Genomic DNA, 18896 nt, shown 5'->3' with positions numbered 1-18896 from the left:
GTTTATTTGTCACGCACCTACGGAGCGTGACGGACTGAAAGTCACATAATAAAAATAACCTCGTTTAATGTATCAAAAGTTGCATTTAATTTTATTGAGAAGCCACCATATATATCATCTTGACGAATAGGTTCTAACTTATCTACTGTAAATGAAAATAGACTTGTAGTATTTGAAACAATTTCCTCAAAAATATTTATTAAATTGTCTCTATTTAAAGAAGTTGCTTTAAGTGTCACATCCAAATCCATAGTTGTTCGCTTATCTAAACCTATCATTTGACCGATGAGATATCCACCTTTTACAATAAACGAATTTCTATACGAACTTTTAGAAATTAAATTTAATACTTCTTCAATCAAATAATGTTGTTGCGCTTGTTGAGGAGGAATCCCTTTCTCTTTAGCTATATTTTTTATTTTAGCTTTAAAACTCATCGCATTAGAAAACATTAAGACAACACCTCGATATATGCTTGTAATTTATCCATAACTTTAAATAACTGCGCATAATAAAATAACTTAGATACATTCACTTGATTACTTTGAAAATATTGCTTAAATACAGGAGCAATAATTTGTATATCTACCTGATGAACTGCTCTCAAACACTCTACCAAAATACGTTCTCGTTCATAAACTTTAATAGATTGCCCAGAAATACGTTCTATTTCAGTAATCCCCTCATCAAAGTTTGATCGTAATATGATTGGTCGTACTCCTGCTTCTTTAATATTTTTAGTATTGGTCCCATAAGGAAAACTCATCGTTATTTCAAAAGGAATCGTTAAAGATAAACCATGTAAAAAAAGTGCTGTTTCTAAAGAAAATATTCCTTTAGGAAATCGATATTGGAGGATAAAAAATTCATCTAAATAGAAATCAGGTAATCGATACAACCCCTTTTCTTCTATCTCTAGTATTCCTTCTCTAGCCATTTTTAATATAGTTTTGTAAGATAATTCTTTTTCTATAATTTGTTTATAGGTTAAAAATCCATTCTGACGAAATACTTGCAAAATATTATTTACTTTATCTACCATATAATCTCCTTCCAGAAACTAAAAGCTAACAACCTAAACAAATGTTAGCATAACATTTCCATTAAAGCAATTAAAAAATAAAGTAATGATAACTACCCAACTTACATTCATAAATGCTTCAGCTTATAAAAAATCCTGTTGGTAATTTCTCACCAACAGGATTTGTTGAACAACCTTAATCTATTAGTCTTCTAATGGACGAGAGAAGTTCGCAATTTCACGTTGAACGCGTTCTAAGTATGCTTCAATTGTCATTGAAACAGTTTCTTTTGAACCATAGCGACGAACTGTTACTGTTCCTTCTTCTACTTCTTTATCCCCAATTACTAATTGATAAGGGATTTTTTGTGTTTGAGAAGCACGAATCTTGTAACCCATTTTTTCATTACGGTCATCTAACTCAACACGTAATCCTAAACTCATCATTTTTTCTTTTAATGCACGAGCTGCATCATAATGATGTTCTACACTTACTGGAATAATAGTTGCTTGAACTGGAGCTAACCAAGTTGGGAATGCTCCTTTATATTCTTCGATTAAGTAAGCAACAAAACGTTCTGCAGTTGATACTACCCCACGGTGGATAACCACTGGACGGTGAGTGTTATCTCCATCTTCACCCACATAAGTTAAATCGAAACGTTCTGGTAATAAGAAGTCTAATTGGATTGTAGACATTGTTTCTTCTAAGCCCATTGCTGTTTTGAATTGGATATCTAATTTTGGACCATAGAATGCAGCTTCACCAATCGCCTCGAAATATTCTAAGCCCATTTCATCCATTGCTTCTTTTAACATTGCTTCTGCTTTGTTCCACATTTCATCATCATCGAAGTATTTATGTTTATCTTCTGGATCACGATAACTTAAACGGAAGCGATAATCTTTTACATTGAAATCTTTATATACTTCACGAATTAAATCAAGGATACGTTTGAACTCATCTTTAATTTGATCTGGACGAACAAATGTATGACCATCATTTAATGTCATTTCACGTACACGTTGTAAACCAGATAATGCTCCTGATTTTTCATAACGGTGCATCATACCTAATTCAGCAATACGGATTGGTAATTCACGGTAGCTGTGAATATGATTTTTATAAACCATCATGTGGTGAGGACAGTTCATTGGACGTAATACTAATAATTCGCCATCTCCCATATCCATTGGAGGGAACATATCTTCTTGATAGTGTGCCCAGTGACCTGAAGTTTTGTATAAACCTACATCAGCCATTACTGGAGTGTACACATGTTGATATCCAAGAGAAATTTCTTTGTCTACAATGTAACGTTCAATTGTACGACGAATTGTAGCACCTTTTGGTAACCAGAATGGTAATCCTGAACCAACTTCTTGGCTAATCATAAATAAGTCTAATTCTTTTCCTAATTTACGATGGTCACGTTCTTTAGCTTCTTCACGCATTTTCAAGAATTCTTTTAAATCTGCTTTATCAAAGAATGCTGTACCGTATACACGTTGCATCATCTTGTTATCAGAATTCCCTCTCCAGTATGCTCCTGCAAGAGATAATAATTTGAAGACTTGAATACGTCCTGTTGAAGGTACGTGAATTCCACGACATAAGTCTACGAAATCATCTTGTTGATAAATAGAAATTGTTTCATCTTCTGGTAAACCATTAATTAATTCTACTTTATATGGATCATTTGCAAAGATTTCTAACGCTTCTGCACGACTTACTTCACGACGTACGATTGGATAGTTTTCTTTAACAATTTTCATCATTTCAGCTTCTACTTCTGGAAGAGCGTCTTCTGTTAATTGGTTTGGCATATCTGTATCATAGTAAAATCCAGATTCAATTGCTGGCCCTACCCCAAAGTGAATTCCTGGGTATAAACGAGTTAACGCATGTGCTAATAAGTGCGCAGTTGAGTGACGTAAAATTCCTAATGCATCTTCATGGTCTGGTGTTACGATTTCAATACTAACATCTTCAGTTAATGCATGCTCTAAATCGACTAATTCTCCATTTACTTTACCTGCAAGTGCTTTTTTTGCTAAGCTCTTACTAATACTTTCAGCAACTTCTTTCACTGAAATTCCTTGTTCAAATTCTTTTACAGCTCCATCTGGAAATGTAACTTTAATCATTGACATTGTTCTCCTTCTTTCCTTTCAAAAATGCTTTAAAAAACAAAAAAACCATAGTTTGCATACTCATACAAACTATGGGACGTTATTTCTACGTGGTTCCACCCAAATTCATTCGTTTTAAACGAATCTCTTAAACGGACTAACGCTCCGCTACGCCTTGCCTTACTTCATTCAAACAAGGATTCAAAAGTGGTAAAACTATCTCGGATGAAGTGTTCCACCAACCCACTTCTCTCTATTAGATAACCAGATAACAGTTTCTTGTCTTTTTCATCATTTTCAAAATATTTAATTCACTAGTTATTCTACCACTATTTTTATAAAAATCAAGTCATTTGTTTCTTTTTTGAAAATTATGAATAGCGACGATTTTCTCCCGCTAAGAAAATTTCTTTCGATAGGAAACGTACTCGTTCAATCAAACGTTTTGCCTTTAATAGTTCTACATCTCCACGATTTGAGACACTTAAATGTTCTTGTAATTCTTCAATCGTTAAATTAGATGAAAAGAATGTTGGTAATTCTTGCATCATACGATATTCTAATACAATCATTAAAATTTCATCTCTAAACCATGCAGAATTTGATTCAGCTCCAATATCATCTAGCATTAAGATTGGTGAAGTTTTTAAAAATTCAACCTTTTCTTCTAAACGATTCGCACCAATCGCACTTTTTAATTCACTCGATAAAGTTGGAACATGCACTAAAGTTGTTTCAAATCCAAGTTGAGCTAATTCATTGGCAATAGCTGCTAAGAAGTAAGTCTTCCCTACTCCAAAGGAACCAACTAAATAAATCGCACGATGAAACTCATTTGGTTTTGCAGATAATTCATTAATAAATTGCAATGAAGCTTGAAAAGTTTCTTGACGCTCTTTTGTAATATCTAAGGAATTTAATGTCACCTGTAATAAATTTTTAGGCATATTAATGGCGTGAATTCGATTCGTTAAATCTTGCTGCTGTTGTTTTTGAATAAACTCTTGAGTTGGACGATACACGACTTCAACAAAACCTTGGTTCACCCTTAATAGTGGTTCCATGCCTTTAATGTATGTTTCTACTCCTTGGATACGAGCATCACGTTGTTGAATATATTCCAATAGGGCTGAATAGCTTTTCACTAAATTTTCTTGTGGAATTTCATCTTGATGTTCTTGTAAAAATTGTTGAACTTCTTTATCTTGTAAAACTTCTGCTACAATTTTTTGATATTGTTGTTGAAATGATGTAGTAGCCGTTTTATTGCCAAATAAATCTTGCATTCCTTCCATCTCTATTCTCCCTTCACTTGTTCAGAATTTCCACTTGTTTTCAATTGAGAAAGCTGAGCTTTTAATAATTGAAGATTTTCATCATCCAATGGACTTTCTTTTGTTTCATTTGGTTTCATCGCCCAGTCAGGAACAGAAGCCACTCTTCCTTTCGGAGCATTTCCATAATATTTTTTACCTGAGTATGATTGTACTTGTCGGTTTTCGATTTTTTCTTTACGACTCGCTTTAAATTCTTTATCTCTTTGACGAACTGCTTCAATCGCTTGTTCAGCTGTTTGAATCCCTTTTTGACTCCAATCATTCGCAATCGTATCCATTAAATTTTTATTAATCGTTGGATTATTTTTAACAACTAATATGTAATGAATTAAAATATTAATCACTTCAGATGGAATCGTTCCGACTTGAACTAAATCTAAAATAATCCGTTGTTCTCCATTTGAAACATACCCATTTCTTTGTTGTTTAATACTTGTCATAAAGTCAAAAGGCGTCATTTCTTTTGCTAATGTAATTAATCGTTGAATCGCCTGAGGTAAATGAGTAGACGTTGGAGTTGTTTCTTGTTGTTCTTCTACAACAACTTCTGAAACTACAGGCATACTTTCTTCTTTCGGAACAACTGAAGTTACAGTAGCCTCCTTTTGTTTAGGAGCTGCTAAATGCTGATTAGCATTAATAATAATCGAATACAATTCCTTTTCATCAATCTCACCCGTTGATAAATCTGCAGCATAAATCACATATTGCGCAATTTCTCTTTCCGTTAATCCATAATATAATTGGAAGCTATTTAACATTTGCTTCACTTCATCTGTTAAAGCCTGTTCATGAACAAATTGACTCTTTAACAAGTCCGTTAACAATTCCCAGTCAATAGTAGAATTCATAACTAATGATTCTTGTTGCTTCACATCTCTAATCATTTGTTTTTCTTGAGCAATATTTCTCTTGTACTGTGACATATTAAAAGGTAATTGGAAACCTTCTTGGAAAGTACTGGTAACATCTTGACCATAAGGAGCCTTTTCCTTTACACTAAAACGTTTTTGTAAGATTTCAAAACGTTGATGCCCCACTTGATTCACTAAAAGTGTCGATAACAAAGCATCTTTGAAAAATAAATTCGGACTCGCTGGTGCTTGTAATTCAAATGTATATTGAGCACTAATCGATTCTTCATCTTCATAGCGATAGGTTTTTAATAAGCCAACTGATTCTAAACGGATTCTTGCTTGATAAAAATCTGGAATCCCCATATTCACTAATGCTAATAAATCTGCCAATCGAATGACATCACTTTGATAGGAATTCGGAGAAAGCTCACTAAATAAGACTAAATATAAAGTTGAGGCTTGAACCCCTAAAAATGGTACATATAATTGTGTCACAAATTGTAATTCACGTTGTGTCAGCCAAACTTGCTGAGTTACTTGAATACAATCACGTGGATTCAACTGACTCCACTTTATTGATTTCTCGTCCATTTGATCCTCCTATTATGATTTACTATCTTTACGATCCATTTCAAAAGACATTCTCTCTAATTCTTTTAAGAACATTTTTCTATCGGTAAATTGACGATATACACTTGCAAAACGAATATAGGCAATATCATCAATTTTAGCAAGGTAGTCCATGACCATCTCTCCAATTAACATACTTGAGATTTCATTTTCTCCCTCTTGGTTAATTTTATGTTCAACTTCATTTACAATTTGTTCTAATTGACTTAATGGAATCGGACGTTTTTCAGCAGAACGAACTAATCCATTTAATAATTTTTCACGACTAAACGCCTCACGATTTCCATTTCTTTTAATGACTAAAATCGGCGCTTTTTCTAATCTTTCAAAAGTTGTGAATCGATAACCACATTCATCACATTCTCTTCTTCTTCGAATTGAACGACCATCGTCTGCTGGACGGCTATCAATCACTCGTGAACCATTAAATTTACATCTTGGACATTGCATGACGATGTCCCCTTTCTTCAAGTTTTTTCTTATTGTAGTATATCATTTTTCGTTTCTACTAGCCACTGTTCAACTTGCTGATATAACTGTTGAATCGTGCCTTGATTATCTAATAAAACTGTCGCTCTTTTTCGTTTTTCTTCAATGGATAATTGAGAATCAATTCGAGACAGCGCTTCTAGTTTTGTATATTGATTTCTCTTCATTAATCGTTCTAATTGTAGTTCTTTTGGAATATAAACAACGATAATTTCTTGGCATAATTCCTCATAATGCTTTTCAAATAATAGGGGTAAATCTAAAACAATCATGTTCTCCCCCTTTTGATGATACTCTTCGATTTCATCTAAAATCATGATTTTAATGAGAGGCTGTAATAGGTCATCTAGTTTTTGACGATTTTCTGCATTTGAAAAAATTAATGCGCCTAATTTTTGACGATTTAAGCTTCCATCTTCTTCAAACACATCACTACCGAAAGTTTTTCTAATTTCTATAGCGCCTTGACTATTGGGTTTGACTACTTTTCGAGCAACTTCATCTGCATCAATGACAGGAATTTTTAATTGTTTAAAATAAGAAGATACCGTAGATTTCCCAGAAGAAATCCCGCCTGTTAATCCAACAATTTTCATAAAATTCCTCCTTATAGCTCTTTTGTTCTATGTTAGATGAAAACAAAGATTCATGCAATAAAAAACTATGATATGAAGAACAAAAAAGGAAATCCCATTAATTGAAACCTTTGCTACATTTTGGAAATTCCATTTCTAACTCGAATACGTTTTCGCTTATATGATAACAAACAAAAAGGAATTTCCCTCGTAGCAGTAGTGATTGAAACGGCATAGCCGTTCCAATCACAGGAAATTTTGAGACCTAGGCTCAAAATTTAGCAATGAGACTCGCTATGCGAGACTGCTTGTGTCCTTGCTACAAATCGGAAATTCCAATTAAAATTTTTTATTACGACGAATGCGCTGCACGCTAAACGCCATTACTGTATATAAAACGGTAAATAAAACAATCATTCCTAAATGGAATGCATAACTAGAAAACTCTGTTGAAGAATTTCTCGCTGCAGAAGTCACATAATAAACTGGGAAGAATTTAGCAATGTTGACTCCATATGAACTTACCATTTCTAAAGGAACAAATATTCCGGATAAAAATGCCAGCCCCATCCCAAATATTGTACTTGCAGCTGAATAAGCATATTGATTCTCACCAATTACTACTGCACAAAGAAATGACAAAGCATAAGCTGAAATTGCCGACGCTGTACTCAATAATAAAATCTTCGACGCTTGAGAACTTGCATAAAATTCAGGAGCTAAAATCCCTACAAAAAGCAGATTAATACCAACAATTAAGCCTACAATCGTTAACCCTGCTAAAAATTGTTCCAACATCACTCGACGCTCATCTTTCATAGCAATCGCAATTCTCTTGGCAACTTCTTTCCCCTTCATTTTAGAAAAAATCGTACCAAATAAATAAATGAACACTGAAAAATAGATAAACGGACTATAGGCAAAATAATATTCACCAAATTTTTCTTTAGAGTATTGACTGGAAACCGCTTTTTCTTTAGAAAGAATCGTTACCGTTACTTCTTGATCTATAATCTTTTCAATTCTTTCTGGATTAAAATTCCCTTCTTTTTTCAAAGCAACTGCATATCGAAGATAAGAATTTACATACTCACGAATTAAATGTCCCGATAATGAATTGGAGATTTCCATCTCAACAACTTCTTGTTCTTTTTCCAATTTTAATTGGGCATCACTTGGAATCCATAATCCTGCATCTACATCTCCTGCATAGATAGCTTCTTTCATACTCGTATCACTTTTTGTAGTTTTTTGTACTTTATGTTTCTTTTGAAGAGTTTGAATCAATTGATTAATGATTTCGTTAGTACTATTCGATTCATCTTTAATCATAATTTTAACGGGAACATCTTGAAAATGCTTCCTTTCATCTATCTTAGAAATTTGAAGTAAAGCCATCCCCATAAAAATTACTAAATAAATAATGCCAGACATTTTATACCGATTTGCAAGTTTTAAAAAATATTTATAAACTGTCATAACGTGTTCTCCTTAATCTCCAAAATGCACATACAGTTAAGAGGACAATATAAATTCCAAGTAATCCATAAATTCTCCCCATTTGGGTACTTCCATTAAAACGATTCAATTGATAAAAACCAGACATGATTAAAGCTACCGGATTAAACTGATTTATCCATGGCATACTACTATTTACAAATACTCGAATAGCACTTCCCATTAATCCAGCAATAGCCGATAAAATCATATTCATCATATTAGCAAGAATAATTCTCCCTTGCATACTGAGCTGTTGAAGAGTTCCTATTAAAATTCCAAAGGATAATCCAAAAACATTTCCTATAAGCATTAATAAAATACTACCTGTCCAATCCGTAAATAACTCTAATTTTAAAATTTGAGTCATATACACTAATAAAAGTGCATTCGAAAGTAAATTCAACGTTAACCCTGTAGCAAAACTGTAAATCAGAAATTTCCATTTACTAAATGAACTTCCCATAACTCTTCGTCCCACTTCAGATAAATTACCATTCATATACGCTACACAAACAACTCCACTAAAAATAGAATACATTGCAAAACTTGCTAGACTTGAATAGAACAGCATCGTTCCTTCACTAACGTCACTCTTTGTTTCTTTAATCCAACTTTTTTTAAAATCAATGGTAGAGGCACTCTTTCCAAGAGACTGAACTTGCTTAATTTGAGTTACAACGTTTTTTAATACACTTTGAGGAACACCTGATTCTTTTGCCACTACAATATCTAAATTATTTTCAACAAATCCATCTGCTTTTTCTTCAAGCGTTAACTGCTTTCCCTCTTCTGCTGATGCTACATCAATAATTTCAAAATTGTCACCTGCCTGTTCAAAGACAAAATGAAATGGATGATCCTTCGTGATTGCAACACGAACTGGATTTAATTCCTGATGAATCACACCAGAAAATGATAAATAAAAGAAAGTTATTAAAATCACTGGATAACATAATACCCAAAATGAAAATGCAAAATCTTTTACTGTATTTTTAAATAAATACTTAAATAACTTTAGAAATGTCATCATCTATCACGAAGTCCTTTCCCAGTATATGCTAGAAATACATCATCTAAACTTGGTTGTTCACTATATAAACGCACATAATTTAATTGCAATTCTTCAATAGTGTTAGCAACATGCATTAAATGATTATTTCCTTTTTTAAAGTGAAACTTCAACTGTTGTTTTTGTTCTTCCATTACTAAAATTTGAGGAATTTGTCTTAATCGCTCTAATTGTTCACTTGTTGGAATCGTTGTTAATTCTACTTGAATAATTTCTGAAGTAGTAATCGATGCTTTTAATTCTTGAGACGTTCCAGAGATAATACTCTTTCCTTTATCCATAATCACAATACGATCACTTAATCCATCCACTTCATCTAAATAATGAGTGGTGTAAATAATAGTACTGCCTTTTTCATTTAATTGACGAATTCCGTCTAAAATAAACGAACGACTTTGAGTATCCACCGCAACAGTCGGTTCATCAAAGAAAATTAAAGATGGTTTATGGACAATCCCACAAGCAATATTTAATCGACGTTTCAATCCGCCACTTAATTTTTTCGGAAGAAATTTACGAAAATCTTGTAATTCTGTAAATTCAATCGCTTCTTTTACATATTGTTTTCGCAATGTTGAATCTGAAATGTATAGTCCACAAAAGAAATCAATATTTTCTTCCACTGTTAAATTTTCTAAATAAGCTAACTCTTGTGGTACAATTCCAATTTGCCCTCTAGCTTTAGCAGATAATGGAAATTGATTTTCTCCTAACACTGTAATCTCTCCACTATCAAATGTTAAAAATCCTAGCATACAATTGATTAAAGTTGTTTTTCCACAGCCATTTGGACCAAGAAGCGCTAATAACTCCCCTTTTTGAATTTCAATTTCAAAGTGATTTAACGCCATTAAATCTTTATATCGTTTCACTAAACCTTTTACTACAATACTTGTTTCCATATTTTCACCTATCCTTTCATCACAATCTTAGTATATAAAATGTTTTCACTCTTACCTAGTGTCAAATATCATCATTTTCATATGACATTTGTCATATTTTTATAGAATTTTGTGACTTTTGCAGTTATACTACAATAAAAAGCAGATTGGAGGGATAGCCTTGCGTACATTCATTGAAAAATCATTATTTTTTATTCTCATCAGTATTTTTTTAGCACAGGAAAATATTGAACTGTTGACAATTTTTCTAGGATTTTGTATGTATATCCTCTCACTTTCCCCTTATGTCAGTTCAAAATTCATTTCATCGATTGCATTAGGGATTTCTGGAATACTTTGTATTCTCTTTCCACAGACTAGACTTTATAGTGTTCTATTCATCATGCATGCGGTTCACTTATACGGTTTAGGGGGAATTTTTTCAGGATTGATTTTATTTTTATATCCTCATTTATTTACCATTATCCTCGGTATCATTGGCAGTTATATTATGTTACAAACTCAAAAGGATGAGGCTTTTCAAAAGAAAAATTATCAAATACAAAATGATTTAGAACTAGAACGTCTAAAATTAGTACAACGCCAACAAGCAAGCTCTGAAGAAGTTTTAAAACAAATGGAAATTGCTACCTTAAAAGAAAGAAATCGAATTTCTCATGCATTACATGATCAACTAGGACATACTTTGAGTGCTTCTATTATGCAATTAGAAGCTCTGCAAATTATCACAACTGAACCCGTTGTTGAAGAAAAATTAGAACATTTATCGAGCATTTTACAACAGGAAATGGATAACATTCGATTAACCATTCATCAAATGTATGATGACTCCTTCTCACTTTCACAAAGAATGGATACACTCCTTCAACCTTTAAAGGAAAAAGCACAAGTGAATTTTACAAACACTATATCAGATAGTATTCCGATTACTATAAAATATGATATTTTAACAATTTGTAAGGAATTGACGACAAATTTCATGAAACATTCTAATGGAACACAACTTCAATTATTCCTATTAGAACAAAAAACAACATACACCATTGATTATAGAGACAATGGTGACCGTCCAACTAATACTCCATCCGGCATGGGACTTACAATGATGAAGGAATTAGTAGAAAAACATAATGGAGATTTTACACTTCAAACAAAGAATGGATACGAAATTTTTATTCGTATTCCAAAACAGGAGGCCTCTCATGATTAAAACGATTCTTATTGATGATGATTATTTAGTATTACAAGCATTAGAAACTATCCTTTCAGCCCAATCTCATATTGAAGTCGTTGGAATGGGAAGTAATGGAGCTGAAGCGATTCAACTATACCAACAACATCAGCCTGATTTAGTTTTAATGGACATTCGAATGGAACCTACTTCTGGAATTGATGCAGCTAGTCATATTTTACAAGATTATCCTGAAGCAAAAATTTTATTTTTAACAACCTTTCAAGATGATGAATATATTACAAAAGCATTAGCGATTGGCTGTAAAGGATATTTATTAAAACAACATATTAAAGGCATCATCCCTGCCATCGAAGCAGTTATGAATCATCAAATTGTATACGATTCAACAATCGATATGCCGGTAAAAAAATTGGTTCAACGAAAAACTAGTAAGCTTCTAAACGAAAGAGAAAATGAATTATTGTATTTAATAGCAGAAGGATACAATAATAAAGAAATCGCAGAAAAAATGTACTTAAGCGAAGGTACCATCCGAAACTACCTCTCCTTACTTCTAGAGAAATTAAACTTAAGAGACAGAACCCAATTAGCCATTTATTACTATAAAGATTTGGGAGAATGAAGTGTTAATGACAAAACAAAGACACCACTTTGTGGTGCCTTTGTTTTGTCATTATATAAAAAGGAATTTCCTATTAAAAATATTTTTAGAAATTGTGAGAATTCATTTAAATATTTTCTTGCCAATTCATCATTGCCTTCTCTAACTCTAAAAAATTACAATTTGATTTTCTAACAATTCCTGTTGTCTTTTGTTTATTATATATTTTTTCGACCTTTTTTAAAATCTTATTCTTTATCTTTAAACAAAAAGCATATTCTTTTTCAAATAAATCTTTATATCTTTGATCTTGTAATTCACTAAATTCAATTCTTTCAAAATATCCTTGAGGTACTGGTATCATTTTTTTAATATCTAATATAGATAGTACATGCATTTTTTCTTTATCAGAATAATATTTATAGATATCTCCTTTTATAGTAATACTATTACTAATTACTTCATATATCAAAAAATGCTCATCAGAAACATTCTTCCATCTTATATGTTTTTCTTTTGCAGAAGAAATCGGAATAAAGTAATAATAATTTTTTATACCCACAATAATCCCAACAAAAGGTTTAATACTCTTTCTATAAGACGAATTATAATAAACTTCTGAATCTATTTCATTTAAATATTTTAGGTAATCAGGATTCACAGTATAAAATCCATATTTAGCAACTTCTACCATCTTATTCTCCTAAAAAAAGCAGAGAAGTTTAAACCTCTCTGCTCACTTTAATGTTTCACTTTTTGGATATAGGTAGTGAGACACCTTCTTTAATGCTCCACCTTTAATGGTAGCGGGACACCCTTTTACTCACTGAAAGTGTATCAAAAATCTTTATTAAAGTCAAAAAAATTAGTATTTATTTTTTATCAAAAATTCCATTTCTAACTCCAATACGTTTCCCATCTTATGATGACAAACAAAAAGGAATTTCCCCGTAGCAGTAGTGATTGAAACGGCTCAGCCGTTCCAATCACAGGAAATTTTGAGACCCTAGGCTCAAAATTTAGCCATGAAACCGCAGGTTTGCTGGCGTCCTTGCTACATCTTGGAAATTCCATTAAAATTTTAATTATTATAAACGATTGTTCAACTCTTCTGCTAGTTCTTCAAATCCTGGTTTACCTAATAAAGCAAACATATTTTTCTTATACGCTTCAACACCAGGTTGATCAAACGGATTCACACCATTTAAGTAACCAGAAATACCAACAGCGATTTCGAAGAAGTAAATTAAATGACCTAAAGTATAAGCTGACATATCAGGAATTGTTACCACAAAGTTTGGTACTTGACCGTCTGTATGCGCTAATAAAGTACCTTGGAAAGCTTTTGTATTTACAAAATCCATTGTTTTACCTTGTAAATAACCTAAACCATCTAAATCTTCCTCAGTTTCAGGAATTGTTACAGTTTCATTAGGAGTACCCACTTTAATAACCGTTTCGAAGATATTACGTTGACCTTCTTGGATATATTGACCTAATGAGTGTAAATCAGTTGAGAAGTTCGCACTTGAAGGATAAATACCTTTCAAGTCTTTCCCTTCAGATTCACCGAATAATTGTTTCCACCATTCAGAGAAGTATTGTAAAGTTGGCTCATAATTAATTAATAATTCAGTCACTTTACCTTTACGGTATAACACATTTCTAGCTACCGCATATTGATAAGCTTCATTTTCTTTTAAGTTTGGTGAGCTATAAGCTACACGAGCATCTTCAGCCCCTTGCATTAACGCATCTACATCTGCACCAGTTACAGCAATTGGTAATAAACCTACAGCTGTTAATACAGTGAAACGTCCACCTACATCATCTGGAATAACAAATGTTTGATAACCTTCAACATCTGCTTCTGATTTTAATGCTCCACGAGCACGGTCAGTTGTTGCATAAATACGTTTAACCGCTTCTTCTTTACCATATTTTTTAATTAATAAATCTTTAAATACACGGAACGCAATCGCTGGTTCTGTAGTTGTACCTGATTTAGAAATTACGTTTACTGAAAAATCACGGTCTCCAATTAACTCAATTAAACCATGTAAGTAAGTTGAGCTAATGCTATTTCCTGCAAATAACACTTGAGGTGTTTTACGTTGTTCTGCTGGTAAATAGTTGTAGAATGCATGATTTAAGAAATCAATTGCTGCACGGGCTCCTAAATATGAACCACCGATACCAATAACAACTAATACTTCAGAATCTTCTTGAATTTTTTTAGCTGCTTCTTTGATACGAGCAAATTCTTCTTTATCATAGTCACGAGGTAAGTTAATCCAACCAGTGAAATCTGCACCTGCTCCTAATCCCTCTCTTAAATCTTTGTCAACTGCTGTTACAGTTGATTGTAATTGATCGATTTCTTCTTGATTAAAGAAACCTAATGCTTTGGAATAATCAAATGAAATATGTCCCATGATGAACCTCCTAAAAATTTCTTCTTCTATTATATCAATTTTTCTATCAAATGAGTACTACTATGCTTTATTTTCTTTCGGCTTTACAAATTTTTCTTGCGCCTCTTCAATCCAATACGGCAATTGATGCGCTAAAGATGAAAATCCAATTGGAGGAGTAAAGCGTTTCTTATTTCGCTTAATTCTCGTTGGTGTAGAAGGTACATCTAGTTTTTCTAATGCACGAATCGACAAACTAATTTTATCGGTAAATTCATCTACATCAATCACTTTTGCAGTTACTTCTTCTCCAATTTTTACAAAATTATGCACATTATCCATATATCCATGCTTACATTCAGAAATATGAATTAATCCTTGTGTTTCTTCATCCAATGCTAGAAAAATTCCATAAGGCTGAACTCCTGTCACTTTAGCAGTAATCACATCTCCAATGCGATACGTCTGTGTCATGTTCAACCCCTACCTTTTCACTACTGTCGTTGATTCAATCACAACATCTTCTAATGGACGGTCTTGACCATTGCGTTTAACAGATTCAATTTTTAATACAACGTCCATTCCTTCAACAACACGACCGAACACAGTATGACGATGATCTAACCAAGGTGTTCCACCATTTTTTGCATAAGCTTCAACAATTTTTTCTGGCCATCCCATCTCTTTTAATTGTGTCAACATTTGAGCTGGAACATGTTTCGCTGTTACGATAAAAAATTGTGAACCATTTGTATTGGGCCCAGCATTTGCCATTGAAAGAGCTCCGTAAAGATTAAATAATTCTTTTGAAAATTCATCTTCAAATTTTGGCCCCCAAATCGATTCTCCACCCATACCAGTACCAGTTGGGTCTCCACCTTGAATCATAAAGTCTTCAATAACACGATGGAAAATCACTCCATCGTAATATCCATTTTTCGCATGTGTCACAAAGTTTTTAACTGTCTTCGGTGCACGCTTTTTAAATAATTCTAAAGTAATATCCCCCATATTTGTATGTAAAATTACAACAGGGTTTCCTTTTAATTGTCTTCTTAATTGTGGAAATATAACCATTTTCCCCTTATTCTTCCCTTCTTTTCTAAGTTTTATACTGCTTCAATTAAACCATAAAATGCCTTTTTTATCAATTTATGGACGAAGTTTCAACCTACTCATCTCCGACAGAAGCAACAATTTGTGCCCAATAGCGATCCACTAATAAATCTTTCTCTGGCTTTGCTTTTTCTAATTGCTTTTCTGCAATTTTTAACAGTTCTTCTGAAACTGGAATAAAATGAGAAATTTTCTTTCCGTTTACAATATAAATTCCTACTCCTGCTTCTTGTTGGTTACTAAAAAGAATACGATCAAATACAATATTTTTTTGCAACATTCGATCGACGCAATAATATTTTACAATTTCAATGATGCGGTCATCATACCCTTCTTCTGCAATGCATAACTTTTCAAAAAATTCATCACAACTTCCTACATAACGAACCGCATATCCGCTATCTAAGAAATCTTGATTGGTTGTTTGATCATCGATTAAGACTTGTTGCAATTCCTTTTGCATCTCTTCTTCTTTTGGGAAGAAATGAATCAAAATTTTCTTATCCATATCCTGATAATTCAAAATATATGGAATAAAATATTTTTGCTCACAATGTGGACAAGTACATTGAAATACTGTTTGATTGATTAATTTTTCTTTTAACTCTGGAGTTTCAGTCACATTCACATTTTGATAAATCGTATAGTCAAAAGACTTTTGACATGTTTCACAGTGAATTGGGACTTGATTTACTTCTGTCATGAATATACCTTCTTTCGAATCTACTGTGCCTAGTATACCACGCTCGTCAAAAACTTTCCCCTTTTATTTACTGTTTTTACTTTCCTTATTTGGTATAACGTTTGAGAATATGGTATAGTATAAAAGACTAATTAGGAAAGAGTGTATATATATGACTATTTTTGAAAATTATCCTTTAATAGCAGCATTATCATCAATATTATTTGCACAATTTGTTAAATTCCCAATTGCCTTTTTCACTCGAAAAAAAGGAGCACATTTATCCCTTATGACAAGTACGGGTGGAATGCCGAGTTCTCACTCTGCTGCCGTTACTTCACTCATTACAGCTCTTGGATTGGAATATGGATTTGCTTCTCCACTTGTAGCAATTGCCACAACATTTGGTGTGATTGTCATGTTTGATGCGATGGCGGTTAGACGTCAAAGTGGTGAACAAGGAATTTTATTATCACAATTATTTGAAGAACAATTAAGAGATGAATCTACAAAATTATCAGAAATTGAAATTGATGATGATGAACCGATTCAATTATTTAATACAGAAGAAAATAAAAAATTAATTATTAAGAAATATCTTGGACATAAACCAGTAGAAGTATTTGGTGGTGCAATGACAGGAATTGTAATTGCTATCCTATTACGCTTCTTATATTTCTAAGAATGGAGAATGAAATGACAACAGAAATCGTAGATATTGCCATTATTGGTGGCGGACCCGTTGGATTATTTACTGCTTTTTATGCAGGACTTCGTCAAGCAAGCGTAAAAATTATCGAAAGCCTTCCTCAACTTGGAGGACAACCTGGAATGTTATATCCTGAAAAAATGGTATACGATATTCCTGCTTATCCTGAAATTTTAGCAGGAGATTTAGTAGAAAACTTAATCAAGCAATTAGATAGATTTGAATCTACACAAATTTGCTTAGAAGAAGAAGCTCTTCAAATTGAAAAGCACGAAAACTACTATGAAATTACAACTTCTAAACAAAAACACTTTGCAAGAACGATTATTATTGCATGTGGGAACGGAGCTTTTCGTCCTCGTAAATTAGAATTAGAAGGTGCAGAAAATTATGAAAATCATCAACTGCACTACTTCGTGACTAATTTAGAACAATTTAGAGATAAAAACATTGCCATTTGTGGTGGTGGAGATTCCGCAGTTGACTGGGCATTAGCGTTAGAAAATATCGCAAAAAAAGTTAGCATCATTCACCGTCGCCCACAATTCAGAGCACATGAACATAGTGTTGAATTACTTCAAAATTCTTCCGTTGAAATCTTTACACCATTCATTCCAGAACGTTTAAATGGAGATGGAAATACGCTTCAATCTGTTACCTTCAAACAAGCTCGTGGAGAAGAAGAAATTGAATTAGAAGTGGATGACTTCATTGTCAGCTATGGTATTTCCTCTTCTATCGGATCCATTAAAGATTGGGGATTAGAACTTCAAAGAAATGCAATTATCACGAATAGTAAAATGGAAACAAACCTTCCAGGTATATTTGCTGTTGGTGACATTGCCACATACGAAGGAAAAGTTCAAATTATCGCAACAGGATTTGGTGAAGCTCCGATTGCTGTCAACCAAGCAATGGCGTACATTCATCCTGAGAAAAGAATCCAAACCATTCATAGTTCTTCTCTTTTCTAATAATCTATGTTATAATGATGTATTCGTTTCCACTTTTAGATTCTGGAAACGTGGAAGGAGAGTTTTTTATGAAAAATACAAAAGAATTACATGAATATGCACTATCACTTCTTCACGAACGTGGAGTTGAGTTAGAAGAAATTGCAAAATTAGTTCATTTCTTACAGGAACCATATTTTCCTAATTTAACGCTTGAACACTGCTACAATAATGTTGAATTTGTTCTAAAAAAACGTGAAGTACAAAACGCCATTATTACAGGAATTGAGTTAGATAAATTAGCAGAAAAAAATCAATTATCACAACCATTAAATGATATTCTTACAAAAGATGAAGGTTTATATGGTGTAGACGAAATTCTTGCTTTATCAATCGTAAATGTTTATGGTTCTATCGGATTTACAAACTATGGTTATATTGATAAAGTAAAACCAGGAATTTTAGAATTATTAAATGATAAATCAAGTGGCTACTGCCACACTTTCTTAGATGATATCGTAGGTGCTATCGCAGCAGCAGCAGCAAGTCGTGTAGCCCACGGATATCCAGAATACCAAGAAACAGAATTAGATTAATGTAATAAAATAACAAGGACGGCAGGAAAATCGATTTTACGATTTTCCTACCGTCCTTTTCAGGCTCATCGACAAATTCTGTTGGTGGATCAAATTTAACACCAAATTAAGTCTTTA

At 32.8% G+C, this 18896-nt stretch carries 19 protein-coding genes, 1 pseudogene and 1 other annotated feature; of the genes and pseudogenes, 5 read left to right on the top strand and 15 right to left on the bottom strand.

Features of this window, described 5'->3' with window-relative positions; all coding sequences use genetic code 11:
* Positions 1-47 precede the first annotated feature (47 nt).
* From RWL86_RS07350 to RWL86_RS07305, 10 genes and pseudogenes are all read right to left on the bottom strand, one after another.
* Positions 48-452 (bottom strand): annotated as a pseudogene (locus RWL86_RS07350) (nucleotidyl transferase AbiEii/AbiGii toxin family protein); the annotation flags it as partial.
* Positions 452-1042, bottom strand: a complete 591-nt coding sequence (locus RWL86_RS07345; protein WP_314078423.1) for a type IV toxin-antitoxin system AbiEi family antitoxin domain-containing protein — start codon at positions 1040-1042, stop codon at positions 452-454. The pseudogene RWL86_RS07350 and the gene RWL86_RS07345, both read right to left, overlap by 1 nt.
* 183 nt (positions 1043-1225) lie before the next feature.
* Positions 1226-3169, bottom strand: a complete 1944-nt coding sequence (gene thrS, locus RWL86_RS07340) for a threonine--tRNA ligase (protein ID WP_314078421.1) — start codon at positions 3167-3169, stop codon at positions 1226-1228.
* A gap of 75 nt (positions 3170-3244) precedes the next feature.
* Positions 3245-3455 (bottom strand) — a binding site (T-box leader).
* 70 nt (positions 3456-3525) lie between these two features.
* Positions 3526-4449, bottom strand: a complete 924-nt coding sequence (gene dnaI / locus RWL86_RS07335; RefSeq protein ID WP_314078418.1) for a primosomal protein DnaI — start codon at positions 4447-4449, stop codon at positions 3526-3528.
* Between the two features lie 2 nt (positions 4450-4451).
* A complete protein-coding gene (locus tag RWL86_RS07330; RefSeq protein WP_314078416.1) occupies positions 4452-5939 on the bottom strand; it encodes a DnaD domain protein in 1488 nt (495 codons plus the stop codon).
* A gap of 12 nt (positions 5940-5951) precedes the next feature.
* Positions 5952-6428 (bottom strand): transcriptional regulator NrdR, encoded by a 477-nt coding sequence (gene nrdR, locus RWL86_RS07325; protein WP_314078414.1) that lies wholly within the window; start codon positions 6426-6428, stop codon positions 5952-5954.
* Positions 6429-6457: 29 nt separating this feature from the next.
* Positions 6458-7063, bottom strand: coding sequence for a dephospho-CoA kinase (gene coaE / locus RWL86_RS07320; protein ID WP_314078411.1), 606 nt, complete (start codon positions 7061-7063; stop codon positions 6458-6460).
* A 318-nt stretch (positions 7064-7381) separates the two neighbouring features.
* On the bottom strand, positions 7382-8521 hold the full coding sequence (locus RWL86_RS07315) for an ABC transporter permease (RefSeq protein WP_314078410.1): 1140 nt from the start codon (positions 8519-8521) through the stop codon (positions 7382-7384).
* Positions 8508-9572 (bottom strand): ABC transporter permease, encoded by a 1065-nt coding sequence (locus tag RWL86_RS07310; RefSeq protein ID WP_314078409.1) that lies wholly within the window; start codon positions 9570-9572, stop codon positions 8508-8510. Before RWL86_RS07310 ends, RWL86_RS07315 begins: the two co-directional genes overlap by 14 nt.
* Positions 9569-10513: an ABC transporter ATP-binding protein gene (locus RWL86_RS07305; protein ID WP_314078407.1), complete on the bottom strand. Its 945-nt coding sequence runs from the start codon at positions 10511-10513 to the stop codon at positions 9569-9571. The genes RWL86_RS07310 and RWL86_RS07305 overlap by 4 nt, the downstream gene beginning before the upstream one ends.
* A 160-nt stretch (positions 10514-10673) precedes the next feature.
* Between RWL86_RS07305 and RWL86_RS07300 the strand changes: the two genes are divergently transcribed.
* Positions 10674-11723 carry a histidine kinase gene (locus tag RWL86_RS07300; RefSeq protein WP_314078406.1) on the top strand — a complete coding sequence of 350 codons (1050 nt, stop codon included), beginning with the start codon at positions 10674-10676 and terminating at the stop codon, positions 11721-11723.
* The gene (locus RWL86_RS07295; protein ID WP_314078403.1) at positions 11716-12330 is read left to right on the top strand and encodes a response regulator transcription factor; all 615 of its coding nucleotides are present in this window, start codon (positions 11716-11718) and stop codon (positions 12328-12330) included. Before RWL86_RS07300 ends, RWL86_RS07295 begins: the two co-directional genes overlap by 8 nt.
* Positions 12331-12436: 106 nt before the next feature.
* On the opposite strand, the gene RWL86_RS07290 is transcribed toward RWL86_RS07295, so the two are convergent.
* The 5 genes from RWL86_RS07290 to RWL86_RS07270 all read right to left on the bottom strand — a co-directional run bounded on the left by RWL86_RS07290 (position 12437) and on the right by RWL86_RS07270 (position 16542).
* The gene (locus RWL86_RS07290) at positions 12437-13003 is read right to left on the bottom strand and encodes a type III toxin-antitoxin system ToxN/AbiQ family toxin (RefSeq protein ID WP_314078401.1); all 567 of its coding nucleotides are present in this window, start codon (positions 13001-13003) and stop codon (positions 12437-12439) included.
* A gap of 394 nt (positions 13004-13397) precedes the next feature.
* Positions 13398-14744: a glucose-6-phosphate isomerase gene (locus RWL86_RS07285; protein ID WP_314078399.1), complete on the bottom strand. Its 1347-nt coding sequence runs from the start codon at positions 14742-14744 to the stop codon at positions 13398-13400.
* Between the two features lie 60 nt (positions 14745-14804).
* On the bottom strand, positions 14805-15197 hold the full coding sequence (locus RWL86_RS07280) for a CvfD/Ygs/GSP13 family RNA-binding post-transcriptional regulator (protein ID WP_006702336.1): 393 nt from the start codon (positions 15195-15197) through the stop codon (positions 14805-14807).
* Positions 15198-15206: 9 nt separating this feature from the next.
* Positions 15207-15800 carry a peptidylprolyl isomerase gene (locus RWL86_RS07275; RefSeq protein ID WP_314078397.1) on the bottom strand — a complete coding sequence of 198 codons (594 nt, stop codon included), beginning with the start codon at positions 15798-15800 and terminating at the stop codon, positions 15207-15209.
* Positions 15801-15894: 94 nt separating this feature from the next.
* Positions 15895-16542, bottom strand: a complete 648-nt coding sequence (locus RWL86_RS07270) for a CpXC domain-containing protein (protein ID WP_314078395.1) — start codon at positions 16540-16542, stop codon at positions 15895-15897.
* 151 nt (positions 16543-16693) lie between these two features.
* Here RWL86_RS07270 and RWL86_RS07265 point away from each other — a divergent pair, with 151 nt between their 5' ends.
* From RWL86_RS07265 to RWL86_RS07255, 3 genes are all read left to right on the top strand, one after another.
* The gene (locus RWL86_RS07265) at positions 16694-17203 is read left to right on the top strand and encodes a divergent PAP2 family protein (RefSeq protein WP_314078392.1); all 510 of its coding nucleotides are present in this window, start codon (positions 16694-16696) and stop codon (positions 17201-17203) included.
* Between the two features lie 2 nt (positions 17204-17205).
* The gene (locus RWL86_RS07260; protein WP_314078390.1) at positions 17206-18204 is read left to right on the top strand and encodes an NAD(P)/FAD-dependent oxidoreductase; all 999 of its coding nucleotides are present in this window, start codon (positions 17206-17208) and stop codon (positions 18202-18204) included.
* 68 nt (positions 18205-18272) lie between these two features.
* Positions 18273-18779 (top strand): phosphatidylglycerophosphatase A, encoded by a 507-nt coding sequence (locus tag RWL86_RS07255; RefSeq protein WP_314078387.1) that lies wholly within the window; start codon positions 18273-18275, stop codon positions 18777-18779.
* Positions 18780-18896 lie beyond the last annotated feature (117 nt).

Origin of the sequence: uncultured Granulicatella sp. (genome assembly GCF_963515095.1) — a bacterium.
In the GTDB taxonomy this organism is placed as follows: Bacteria; Bacillota; Bacilli; order Lactobacillales; family Aerococcaceae; genus Granulicatella.
This window is presented reverse-complemented; position numbering and strand designations above follow the sequence as displayed.